We start from the raw sequence: 12368 nt of genomic DNA, 5'->3' as shown, positions 1-12368 counted from the left end.
GGCATCGCCAAGGACATCGATGTGAGCGCGGCGAGCACGATGCTGGACGCGGTCACCGTCCCCTCCTGAGCCACTCCCTCACCCTGCGGCTCGGACCGCCGGCAGAGGTGCGTCCGCCCGCCCGGCACTCCTGACCCACCCTCGTCCGCCGGGGCTCCCGTTCGCTGAGGCTCCCGGGAGGCCCGTCGGAGAACGTCAGCACCATCGCGAGCGAACGCCTGCTGTCAACCGGACAGGGAGCATCCGATGAGAAGACGAACGACGGCGGCCGCGTGTGAGGCCGCCACCGACGCCCAGAAGTGCGACCACCAGCCGAACGAGCGACTCCAGGGGATCCAGGCCACCGAGGGGATCCAGGGCATCCAGGAACGGCGGACCCCGTCATGAAGCGCCTCTTCGTGGCCCTGCTGCTCATCATCGGTTCCGTCTGTTCCGCGACCCCGGCCGCCGCCGCGCAGACCATCGGGTTCCCCACCTTCAACGGACCCGCGGTCCCGGCCCCGCCCGTCGCCTACACGCCGGGCGACATGATGCGGACCATCTACGACGCGGAGAGCTCGGGAACCGACTTCTGGATGGACCGTCTGCTGGCCCGTTCCGGCAACGACCCGGCCGGGCCCTGGCTGATGAGCCGTGGGCGCGCGGTCTTCATGAAGGAGCACGACCCCTCGCGGCTCGGGTTCGCCGGGAAGGTCGCCTACTGGGAGAGCATCAACGACAACAACGCCTACGCGGTCGCGATCAGCCCGGGCACCTTCACCGAACAGGTCTCCCAGCGCTGGCAGGCGCCCAGCCACTGGAAGAGCGTGCACACCGCCGGCTCGATCACGGTCAGCCAGACGAAGTTCATCACCGACAACAACGTCGCCGTGACCAACCTGTCCATCAAGAACAACGGCAGCGGCTCCACCACGCTGCAGTTACGCGCGACTTCGCCCTATGCCACCACGGGCACCGGCAGCGAGCTGACCGGGCAGGTGAACGCCTACAACAACCTCACGACCATCCGTCCGCGGCTCACCGGCGACGGGTTCACCGCCGCCGGCGGCGGCCTGAACCGGTCCGTGACGATCGCGGCCGGGGCCACGGTGACAGCCAAGGTGGTGATGGGCTTCGTCACGGACGAGATCCCCGAGTCCCTCACGGAGTACAACGCCTACGTGGGGTACTCAGGCGCCACCGCGTTCGCGACCCACGTCAGGGACTACAACCGGTGGTGGGCGCAGAACGTGCCCTACATCGACGTGCCCGAACCCGCGATCAAGAAGAGCGTCTACTACCGCTGGTGGCTGATGCGGTTCAACAACCTCGACGCCGACATCCCCGGGCAGACCTTCCAGTTCCCGACCTCGACCGAGGGCGTCCTCGGCTACAACAACGCGATCGCGCTCACCCAGCCGATGCACATCGACGACCTCAAGTACCTGCGCGACCCGGCCTACGCGTACGGGGACTGGCTGAGCGTCGGCCAGACCTCCAAGGGCGGCCGCTTCCTGGACAACCCGGGTGACCCGGAGAACTGGTCCAACAGCTACACCCAGTACATCGCCGAAGCGGCATGGAAGAGCTACCAGATCCACGGCGGCCAGCCGGGCATCGCCGCCAACCTGGCCCGCTACGCCGAGGGCGACGTCAAGGGCCAGCTCGCCCACTACGACCACGACAACAACAAGCTGATCGAATACGACTGGGGCGCCCTGACCGGCAACGACGCCGACGCCGTCTCCTTCCACTGGAAGCCCGGCACCATGGACCGCGCCGAGTCCGCCTACCAGTACAGCGGCGCGCTGGCCGCCGCGCAGGCCTACGAGGCGACCGGCAACACGGCCAAGGCCGCCGAGATGCGTACGCTCGCGAACCAGATCAAGGACGCCATCGTCAGCGTGCTGTGGAACCCGAACCGGCAGCTGTTCGAGCACCGGCTCAAGTCGACCAACGAGTGGGTGCCCTGGAAGGAGATCAACAACTACTACCCGTTCTCGGTCGGAGCCGTCCCCGACACCGCGACCTACAAGCAGGCCCTACGCCTGTTCGACGACCCTGCCCAGTACCCCGTCTTCCCCTTCTACACGGCCAACCAGGTCGACAAGAAGGCGGCGGCCGACGCCGGGCAGCCGGGCTCCAACAACTTCTCCACCATCAACTCCACCGTGCAGTTCCGGCTCTACTCCTCGGTCCTGCGCAACTACCCCAACTCCTGGATGAACGCGACCGACTACAAGAAGCTGCTCTACTGGAACGCCTGGGCGCAGTACGTCGGCGGCAACACCCAGTGGCCCGACGCCAACGAGTTCTGGGCCGACTGGAACGGGAGCACGATCAACTACCGCTCCTGGATCCACCACAACATCCTCGGCAGCAGCAACTGGACCGTGATCGAGGACGTCGCCGGCCTGCGGCCCCGCAACGACGCGAAGGTCGAGCTCTCCCCCATCGACATCGGCTGGAGTCACTTCACCGTCAACAACCTCCGCTACCGGGGTGCCGACCTGAGCATCGTCTGGGACGACCCGGCCGATGGCGTGGTGCGCTACCCGGGCGTCCCGGAGGGTTACTCGATCTACGTCAACGGCAACCGCGTCGCCACCATCAACTCGCTGGTGCCCTTCACCTGGGACCCGGCGACCGGCGACGTCACCACGAGCGGCACGGTCACCCACCACACGGCCGTCCCCGGCCTGAAAGCCCCCAACCAGGTCGTGCAGGACAGTCCCCGGATGGTGGACATGCTCGCCAAGGCGGGCGTCGACCTGACCGCCGACCTGACCAACCTCGCCTCCGGGGCGACCGTGTCCGCGTCCCACACCGGATCGGGCAGCAACGTCGCGGGCGCGGTCGACGGCTACCCCACCAACGAGCCCTTCTGGGGTGCCGGAGGCTCCGCCAACAGTCAGGACTGGTACGAGCTGAACTTCGGCACGGCCCGTACGCTCGACGAGGTACGCCTGTACTTCAAGGACAGCCGGCCGGCGAGCACCACCTACCGGGCCCCGTCCGCGTACACCATCCAGTACTACAACGGCAGTTCGTGGGTGAACGCCCCCGGCCAGAGCAAGAGCCCGGCCGCACCACGCGCCAACTACAACCTGGTGCGGTTCCCCGCGATCAGCGCCCAACGCGTCAGGGTCCTGGCCACCAACGCCTCCGGCGCCAAGACCGGCCTCACCGAGGTCAAGGTGTACAACCGGGGCGGCGCCCAGCCACCGGGCAACCTGGCGGCGTCGGCGACGGCCTCCGCGTCGTACACCTCCCCCTGGGAGAGCGTCACCGCGGTCAACGACGGGATCGACCCGCCGTCGTCCAACGACACCGTGAACCCGCGCTGGGGGACCTGGCCGGAGACCGGGCAGCAATGGGCGGAGCTGACCTGGCCGTCGGCGAAGACCCTCGACAGGGCCGAGGTGTACTTCTTCGACGACGACCAGGGGGACATCGACATGCCCGCCTCGTGACTCCGCTCCCCCACCTACAGGAGGGGGGCTTCCAACCCGAAAGTTGCGGTCCAGCCCGAACCGGCCCCTTACGGGGCGAAGCGACATTACCACAGGCCAGAGAGGCGATTTCGGCACCAGTTCTCGGCCTGCTCGAAGCGAAGGTGTACGGCCCCACCGCAACCTCCAAGCGCTGAAGGGTGTGCTCCAGTGACTCGTTCCAGATCCCTGTCCACGCTCATCGCCGTGCTCACCATGGCGGTGGCCTTCCTCGTGGCACCTCCGCCCCCGCCCGCGGCCGCCGCCGTCGCCTTCACATCCACCGGGGTGAACCAGAACGGCGGCAACTGCCTCGACATCCCGGGCAGTTCGACGACCAGCGGCACGCAGCTCCGGGCCGGCACGTGCGGCTCGGGTGCGGGCCAGTCCTTCGGTTTCACCCCGGTCGCGGGGACGGCCGACACGTACACCATCAGTACGCACGCCTCCGGCCAGTGCGTCGACGTCTACGGCGCTTCCACGGCGGACAACGCCACGATCATCCAGTGGACCTGCCACAGCGGAACGAACCAGCAGTGGCGGCTCGTTCCCGTGACCGTCAGCGGAACCGACAAGACCTTCAACCTCGTCTCGGTCGCCTCCGGCAAGTGCGTCGCGCCGAGCGGCGGTTCGTCGGCCTCGGACACCGGTCTGGTGCAGTTGCCGTGCGGTACCGCGAACGGCAGGGTCTGGCGGCTGCCCGGTTTCACCGGCGGCGGCACGAGCCCGCGCACGTTCACCAACCCGATCTCCCAGCGCGGGCCCGACCCCTGGCTCACGTACTACGACGGCTACTACTACCTCGCCACGACGACCTGGAACTCGACGATCACCATGCGCAAGGCCGGCACGCTGGCCGGGCTCGCCACGGCCACCGACCAGGTGATCTTCAACCTCACCCGGCCCAACGGGGCCGGCACGATGTGGGCCCCGGAGTTCCATCTGCTCGACGGCCCGAACGGGAAGCGGTGGTACTTCTACTACACGGCCGGGCGGGAACCGTACGACCTGGGCACCCAGCGGATCCACGTCCTGGAGAGCGCCGGCCTGGACCCGATGGGGCCGTACAGCTTCAAGGCCGACCTGCTCGACCCGACCCAGGACAACACCTGGGAGCTGGACCCGAGCATCCTGCAGCTGAACGGCAAGCTCTACCTCCTCGGTACCTTCTACAACGGCTCGCAGCCGATGTTCATCCGGCCGCTGTCGAACCCGTGGACCGCGAGCGGTACCCGCCGGGTGCTGTCCACCCCGACCTACGGCTGGGAGACGGTGGGCGGCGCGGTCAACGAGGGCGCCGAGGTCCTCCAGCGGGGCGGCAGGACGTTCATCATCTACTCCGCCAGCCACTGTTCCACGCCCGACTACAAGCTGGGGATGCTCACGTACAACGGCGGCGACCCGCTCAGCTCCTCCTCCTGGGTCAAGTCGCCGAACCCGGTCTTCCAGAGGTCCAATGCCAACGGCGTGTACGGGCCCGGCCACAACGGCTTCTTCAAGTCGCCCGACGGGACCGAGGACTGGATGGTCTACCACGCCAACAGCTCCGCGGGTGGCGGCTGCGACATGAACCGCAGCACCAGGGTGCAGAAGTTCACCTGGAACGCCGACGGCACACCGAACGTCGGTACACCGGTGGCCCTCGGTGTACCGCTGACTTCACCGTCCGGGGAGTCCGGAGAGTAGTTCCACCGCCCGGGAAGTAGCTCTTTCCCGAGGCCGACGATCATCAGCGGGGCATCAGTGCGATGGCCCGCTGATGATCTGCACCCCATCCAATGTGATGCACATCACAGCGTCCCGATCCGCGTCCTCAGGTCATCATATGACCTGACCTCCAAAGCGAACGAAGGGTGCGCATGAACGACCAGCACAGGACCGCACGGCCACGGGTGGGTGTGGTGGGACTAGGAGCCATGGGGCTCGGCATGGCCCGCAGCCTGCGGACCGCGGGCTACGACGTGGGGGTCCACGACCTGCGACCTGATGTGGCCGACGACTTCACGCGAGCCGGCGGGACGGCGTTCGCGTCCTGTGGCGAGCTGGCGGCGGCGGTGGATGTCCTGGTCAGCGTGGTGGTCAATGCGGCGCAGGTCGAGTCCGTGCTGTTCGGCGCCGACGGAGCGGCCGACCGGCTCCGTCCGGGCGCCGTCTTCGTGATGTGCTCCACGGTCGGCCCCGGCTGGTCCGCCGCGTGCGAGGGACGCCTGGCCGAGAAGGGGGTGCTCTACCTGGACGCCCCCATCTCGGGTGGCGCCGCCCGCGCCGCGGCGGGCGAGCTCACCATGATGACCTCGGGCCCGGCCGAGGCGTACTCCGTCGCCGACCCGGTGCTCGAAGCCATGAGCAGCACCGTCTACCGCCTGGGAGACCGCGCCGGACTCGGCTCGCAGGTCAAGATCGTGAACCAGCTTCTCGCGGGCGTGCACATCGCCGCGGCAGCCGAAGCGATGGCCCTCGGCATCAAGGCCGGCGTTCCCGCCGAGGCGCTCTACGAGGTCATCACGCACAGCGCCGGAAACTCCTGGATGTTCGAGAACCGCATGGCTCACGTGCTCGCCGGTGACTACACGCCCCTTTCCGCGGTCGACATCTTCGTCAAGGACCTGGGGCTCGTACTGGACTCCGCCAGGCCGGAGCGGTTCCCGCTCCCCCTCGCCGCCACCGCCCACCAGATGTTCCTCCAGGCGTCGGCGTCCGGACTGGGCGCCGAGGACGACAGCGCGGTCATCAAGATCTTCCCGGGGGTCGACCTGCCCGAGCCGGTGGAGGCCTGACATGGGAGTCCGCCTCGGGTGCATCGCCGACGACTTCACCGGCGCCACGGACCTGGCCAACAACCTGGTGCGCGCGGGCATGCGCGTGGTTCAGCTGATCGACGTACCGCCGGCCGGCACCGAGCGGGCAGCGGACGCGGATGCCGTGGTCATCGCCCTCAAGTCGCGGACCGTCCCGGCCTCCGACGCCGTCGAGATGTCGCTGCGGGCACTCTCCTGGCTGCGGTCGCAGGGTGCCGAGCAGATCTACTTCAAGTACTGCTCCACCTTCGACTCGACACCGGCCGGCAACATCGGGCCGGTCACCGAGGCGCTGATGGACGCGCTGGGCAGCGACTTCACGATCGCGACGCCCGCGTTCCCCGACAACGGGCGCACGGTCTTCAAGGGCCATCTCTTCGTCGGGGACGTGCTGCTCAGCGAGAGCGGCATGCGCCACCATCCGCTCACCCCGATGACGGACTCCAGCCTGGTCTCCGTCCTCGGCGCGCAGACCACACGAGCGGTCGGTCTGATCGACCACACGGTGGTCGCCGACGGAGCGGAGGCGATCAGGGCCCGCATCGGTGCCCTGCGCGAGGACGGCTGCGGGATGGCCGTCGTCGACGCCGTCTCCAACGACGATCTCGTACGCCTGGGTGCGGCGGTCCGGAGGCTGCCCCTGGTGACCGCCGGTTCGGGTCTGGCGATCGGTCTGCCCGCGAACTGGGGGTTCAAGCCGTCCCGCGCGGCCGCACAACTGCCGCCATCCGGCGGCCACCGGGCCATCGTCTCGGGGTCGGTCTCCGTCGCCACCAACGGTCAGGTCCTCCAGTACCTGCACGGCGGCCAACCCGCGTACAGCGTGGACCCGTTGCGTGTCGCGGCCGGTGAGGACGTGGTCGGTCAGGCCCTGGCCTTCGCCGAGTCGCACCTGGACGACGGGCCGGTCCTCGTCCACTCCACCGAGTCACCCGACACGGTCCGGGCCGTCCAGGGCCGGCTCGGGGCCGCCGAGGCCGGTGAGCTCGTGGAGCGGACCCTCGCCCGTATCGCACAGGGGCTCGTGGATCGAGGCGTCCGGCAACTCGTCGTCGCGGGCGGCGAGACCTCGGGAGCGGTAGTCCGGACGCTCGGCGTCACCGCCCTGCGGATCGGACCACAGATCGCCCCCGGTGTGCCGTGGTGCGCGGCGGCCCTGCCCGACGGCGACACGCTCCACATCACGCTCAAGTCCGGCAACTTCGGCGGCCCCGACTTCTTCACCGCCGCGTTCGCCGCCCTGGACGAGGAGACCTCATGACCCGGCACGCGGGCACCGCCCCCGAGACGGCGGACGGCAGGGCCGACGACCGGACACACGAAGGGGCCGCCGACGAGACACACGGCAGGGCCGTCGCCGAGGCACGTGACGAGATCGTCCGCGTGGGCACGAGCCTGTTCGCCCGGGGCTATGTCCACGCCAGCGCCGGCAACATCAGCGCCAAGGTCGGCGACTCCCATCTGATCACGCCCACCGACGCCGCCCTGGGGTTCCTCGAACGCGACCGCCTCGCGCTGGTCGACGCCCGTGGTGAGCAGATCGCGGGCGACCGCGCCAGCAAGACCCTGACGCTCCATCGACGTATCTGTGCCGCCGACCCCACGGCCCGGTTCGTCATCCACACGCACTCCACGCACCTGGTCGGCCTCACCCTGGCCGGTGTGTGGAGCTCGGACGATGTGCTTCCGCCCATCACGCCGTACTACGTGATGAAGGTCGGGCACGTCCCGCTCATCCCCTACCACCGGCCCGGCGACCCGCGCGTGGCCGACCTGGTGACCGCCCGCATCGCCGAGCACGCGGCGAGCCGTACGCCGATCAGGGCCGTGCTGCTCGACCGGCTGGGCCCCGTGGTGTGGGGCCCCGACGCGGCCACCGCTCTCGCCGTCCTCGAAGAACTCGAGGAGACGGCACGCCTCTGGCTCCTGACCGACCGTCGCCCCGAGCCACTCCCCGCCCACGCGCTCGACGAACTGAGGTCCGCCTTCGGCGCCGCGTGGTGACCCGCTCCCCGCACCTCGGAGTGACCCGCTCCCCGCACGTCAGAGAACTCCCCAGAGCCGCACAGAAGGATCGCCATGTCCATACCAGTATCGGCGTCCGACGTCCCCGCCCTCGACCGTGAGAACGCCGTCTACCGCAAGGTAGTGCGCCGTATCGTCCCCTTCCTCATCCTCTGCTATGTCGTCTCCTACCTGGACCGGGTCAACGTCGGCTTCGCGAAGCTGCAGATGTCCGACGACCTCGGGTTCAGCGAGGCGGCGTACGGCCTCGGAGCCGGCCTGTTCTTCATCGGCTACTTCTTCTTCGAGGTCCCCTCGAACCTGATGCTGCAACGCGTCGGCGCCCGTAGGTGGATCGCCCGGATCATGATCACCTGGGGTCTGGTCTCGGCGTCGTTCGTGTTCGTCACCAATGAGGCGACGTTCTACGCCCTCAGGTTCCTCCTCGGTGCGGCCGAGGCAGGGTTCTACCCGGGGGTGATCCTGTACTGCACCTACTGGTTCCCGTCGCACCGTCGTGCCCGGGTGATCGCGATGTTCATGTCCGCCATCCCGGTGGCCGGCATCTTCGGCAACCCGCTCTCCGGCTGGATCATGGACCGGTTCCAGGGGGTGAGCGGCTGGCAGGGCTGGCAGTGGATGTTTCTGCTGGAGGCGATACCCGCCGTCGTCATCGGGGTGGCCACCCTTTTCTACCTCGACGACAGCGTGCGCGGCGCGAAGTGGCTCACCGACGAGGAGAAGGCCGTCGTGGAACGGGCGGTCGCGGAGGACAACGCGCACCAGACCGTGCACGGCCGGGTCTGGGACGCCTTCCGTGAGCCCAAGGTGTGGCTGATGTGCCTCATCTACTTCTGCTTCGTGATGGGGCAGTACGCCCTGACCTTCTGGATGCCCACGTTCGTCGAGTCCACCGGCATCGAGGGCGGCCTCGCGATCGGCGTGCTCAGTGCCGTGCCGTACCTGGCCGCGCTCGTCGCGATGAACCTGTTCGGGCGCTCGGCGGACAAACGCCGCGAGCGCCGCTGGCACCTGGTCGTCCCCAGCCTCATGGGTGCCGTCGGCTTCTCACTGGCGGCGGGCTGGACCGGGTCGACCGCGCTGTCCCTGACCGCGCTGTCCTTCGCCGCGGCAGGGGTGCTGACCTGCGCACCGCTGTTCTGGTCGCTCCCCACCGCGTTCCTCGGCGGCACCGCCGCCGCGGTCGGCCTCGCCGCGATCAACTCGGTGGGCAACCTCGCCGGCTTCGTCAGTCCCTACATGATCGGCGCGCTCAAGGACGCCACGGGCTCGACGTCGCTCCCGATGTACGTCCTCGCGCTCACCCTCGTCGCCGGCGCCGCCGCCGTGCTCACCACCAACAAGCAGGTCGTCAACCGCTGACCGGACCCGTCCTGGTCTACTGGCCGGGACCGACCCGGGCCGCCCCGGACCGACCCGGGACCGACCTGGACCGAAGTTTCCGACGTCAGGAGCCAGCATGCCGAGGTTCGCCGCGAACCTGTCCATGATGTACACCGAGCACGACTTCCTCGACCGCTTCGCGGCGGCCTCGGCGGACGGCTTCGACGCCGTCGAGTACCTCTTCCCCTACGCGTACGACGCCTCCGAGCTGCGCCGCCGACTCGACGACCACGGCCTGCGGCAGGTGCTCTTCAACGCGCCTCCCGGAGCGTGGGAGTCCGGGGAGCGCGGGATCGCGGCACTGCCCGGCCGTGAGGCGGAGGTCCGCTCCGGGGTCGACCGCGCGCTGGAGTACGCCGCCGCGCTCGACTGCCCGCGGGTGCACATGATGGCCGGGCTGGTGCGGCCGGACGCGACACCGAAGGAGCTGGCCGAGCACCGCGACACCTACCTGGCCAACCTCGCCCGGGCCGCGGAGCGAGCCGCCCCTGTGGGCGTCGACATCCTGGTCGAGCCGATCAACGGCCGTGACATGCCGGGCTACTTCCTGTCCCGGCAGGAAGAGGCCCACGCCGTGGTGCAGGAGGTGGGAGCCGCGAACCTGAAGGTGCAGCTCGACCTCTACCACTGCCAGATCGTCGAGGGCGACCTCACCACGACCCTGCGGCGCGACCTGCCGACCGGGCGGGTCGGTCATCTGCAGATCGCGGGGGTACCCGACCGCCACGAGCCCGACAGCGGCGAGCTCAACGTGAGCCATCTGTTCGGCGTCGTCGACGAGTTGGGCTTCGACGGGTGGATCGGCTGCGAGTACATCCCCCGTGCCGGTACGAGCGAGGGTCTCGGCTGGCGACACGACTACCGAGGAGACAGCGCATGAGGATCGTCATCACGGGTGGCTTCGGCTTCCTGGGACGACAGGTCACCGCCTCCCTGCTCAGCACGCGGACGTTTCGTGGTGTACCGATCGATCGCCTGGTGCTCGCCGACCGGATCGTGCCGGCCGAGTCGCAGGCGGCGGCCGATCCGCTCGTGGAGATCGTGCGGGGCGACCTGGCCGACAGCCTCCACGAGGTGTTCGCCGAGCCGGTGGACGTGCTGATTCACCTCGCCGCCGCCGTCTCGGCCGAGTGCGAGGCCGACTTCGACCTCGGCATGAGCGCGAACCTGGACACCACCCGCGCGCTCCTCGAAGCCGCCCGCGCGCAGTCGGCCGCCGACGGACCGGTGCCGTGCGTGGTGTTCTCCAGCAGCGTGGCGGTCTACGGTTCGGACCCGGCGCTCCCGCTCCCGCCCGTGGTCAGCGAGTCGACCCTGCCCACACCTCGATCGAGCTACGGGATCCAGAAACTCGTCTGCGAGCAGCTGGTCGCGGACTACACCCGCCGGAGTTTCATCGACGGCCGCGTCGCCCGCCTGATGACCGTCTCGGTGCGGCCGGGCAAGCCGAACGCGGCCGCCTCCGGCTTCCTGTCCGGCGTCATCCGCGAGCCGCTCGCGGGCCTTCCGGCCGTCTGCCCGGTGCGTCCCGGCCTGCGCGTGGCCCTGGCCTCGCCACGACGCACGGTCGAGGCGATCCTGCGCATCGCGGAAGTCGAGCGCGGCGCCGGGAAGGGCCGGCTCGACGGCGCACTGCCGGTCAACCTTCCGGCCCTCACGGTCTCGGTCGCCGAGATGCTGGCCACGCTGCGACGGGTGGCCGGTGACACCGTCGCCGACCTGGTGACGATCGCGCCCGATCCCGACGTGGAGGCCATCGTGGGCTCGTGGCCCTCCGCCTTCGACAACGCGCGCGCCGCGGCACTCGGGCTGGAGCCCGATCCGACCTTCGAATCGGTGGTGTGGGACTACATCGGCGACCACCCTGACGCCGTCCTGGCCGGCACCTCGCTCGCGGAGGGGCGACCCGGCACAGGTCGATAGACTGACAAGCATGTTTTCCAAGGTGAGCGGTCCCGTCCGGCTCGCGGACCAGGTCGCCGCGATCCTCTCGGAGGAGATCGAGTCGGGGCGGCTGGCCGAGGGGGACCAACTGCCCACCGAGGTGGCTCTGGTCAAGCAACTGGGCGTCAGCCGCACGGTGGTGCGCGAGGCCCTCTCGCGGCTGCGCAACGCGGGCCTGATCGAACCGCGGCAGGGTCTCGGCGTGTTCGTCCTGCCCCGGCGCACACGGCCGCTCGACCTGGAGGCCGAGACCGCCGACACCAAGGCGCGGGTGCTGCAGATCGTGGAGGTACGCCGCGCCATGGACGGCGAGGCGGCCTGTCTCGCGGCCACCCGCGCCACACCCCGCGACCTCGCCCGGATGCGCCAGGCCCTGGACGCCATCGACTCGGCGGTCGCGGCAGGCGGCGACGGCGTGGAGGAGGATCTCGCCTTCCACCGCTCCATCGCCGAGTCGACCGGAAACGCGGTGATGGTCTCGACGGTGCGCTACCTGGGCGAGGTGATGCGCGGCGGTATCCGCATCACGCGCGCCAACGAGGCACGACGGGACGACTTCATCGAGGCGGTCCGACAGGAGCACCACGCCATCCTGGCCGCCATCGAAGCAGGGGACGCCGAAGGGGCCCGCGCCGCCGCGCGCCGCCACATGGAGCACGCCGCCTCCCGCCTCCAGGACGCGGACGACGGGTTCTGGGACCGGGCCGAGGACCTCGACGTGGATCTCGACCCCACTCCTTGACGACCG

10 protein-coding genes are annotated in these 12368 nt (G+C 69.5%); all 10 read left to right on the top strand.

Annotated features, from left to right (window positions below; all coding sequences use genetic code 11):
• Positions 1 to 246: 246 nt before the first annotated feature.
• The 10 genes from FPZ41_RS47020 to FPZ41_RS11970 all read left to right on the top strand — a co-directional run bounded on the left by FPZ41_RS47020 (position 247) and on the right by FPZ41_RS11970 (position 12362).
• Positions 247 to 387 (top strand): hypothetical protein, encoded by a 141-nt coding sequence (locus FPZ41_RS47020; RefSeq protein WP_194236069.1) that lies wholly within the window; start codon positions 247 to 249, stop codon positions 385 to 387.
• A complete protein-coding gene (locus FPZ41_RS12010; protein ID WP_228022688.1) occupies positions 384 to 3452 on the top strand; it encodes a discoidin domain-containing protein in 3069 nt (1022 codons plus the stop codon). The genes FPZ41_RS47020 and FPZ41_RS12010 overlap by 4 nt, the downstream gene beginning before the upstream one ends.
• A gap of 189 nt (positions 3453 to 3641) precedes the next feature.
• Positions 3642 to 5156 (top strand): family 43 glycosylhydrolase, encoded by a 1515-nt coding sequence (locus FPZ41_RS12005; protein ID WP_322620122.1) that lies wholly within the window; start codon positions 3642 to 3644, stop codon positions 5154 to 5156.
• A 173-nt stretch (positions 5157 to 5329) separates the two neighbouring features.
• Positions 5330 to 6247, top strand: a complete 918-nt coding sequence (gene ltnD, locus FPZ41_RS12000) for an L-threonate dehydrogenase (RefSeq protein WP_152861874.1) — start codon at positions 5330 to 5332, stop codon at positions 6245 to 6247.
• Between the two features lies 1 nt (position 6248).
• Complete coding sequence (gene otnK, locus FPZ41_RS11995; RefSeq protein WP_152861872.1) at positions 6249 to 7529, top strand: 3-oxo-tetronate kinase; 1281 nt, start codon at positions 6249 to 6251, stop codon at positions 7527 to 7529.
• Entirely contained in the window at positions 7526 to 8272 is a 747-nt protein-coding gene (locus FPZ41_RS11990) for a class II aldolase/adducin family protein (RefSeq protein WP_228022687.1), read from the top strand. The genes otnK and FPZ41_RS11990 overlap by 4 nt, the downstream gene beginning before the upstream one ends.
• A 75-nt stretch (positions 8273 to 8347) precedes the next feature.
• The gene (locus FPZ41_RS11985) at positions 8348 to 9655 is read left to right on the top strand and encodes an MFS transporter (RefSeq protein WP_152861870.1); all 1308 of its coding nucleotides are present in this window, start codon (positions 8348 to 8350) and stop codon (positions 9653 to 9655) included.
• A gap of 97 nt (positions 9656 to 9752) precedes the next feature.
• Positions 9753 to 10556 (top strand): 2-oxo-tetronate isomerase, encoded by an 804-nt coding sequence (gene otnI / locus FPZ41_RS11980; RefSeq protein WP_152861868.1) that lies wholly within the window; start codon positions 9753 to 9755, stop codon positions 10554 to 10556.
• Positions 10553 to 11599 carry a D-erythronate dehydrogenase gene (gene denD / locus FPZ41_RS11975; RefSeq protein WP_152861866.1) on the top strand — a complete coding sequence of 349 codons (1047 nt, stop codon included), beginning with the start codon at positions 10553 to 10555 and terminating at the stop codon, positions 11597 to 11599. The genes otnI and denD overlap by 4 nt, the downstream gene beginning before the upstream one ends.
• A gap of 10 nt (positions 11600 to 11609) precedes the next feature.
• On the top strand, positions 11610 to 12362 hold the full coding sequence (locus FPZ41_RS11970) for a FadR/GntR family transcriptional regulator (RefSeq protein WP_152861864.1): 753 nt from the start codon (positions 11610 to 11612) through the stop codon (positions 12360 to 12362).
• The last annotated feature ends 6 nt before the right edge of the window (positions 12363 to 12368 follow it).

This window comes from Streptomyces acidicola (assembly GCF_009377235.1).
Classification (GTDB): domain Bacteria; phylum Actinomycetota; class Actinomycetes; order Streptomycetales; family Streptomycetaceae; genus Streptomyces; species Streptomyces acidicola.
Note: the sequence above shows the minus strand (reverse complement) of the source record. Positions and strands in the feature narration are given on the sequence as shown.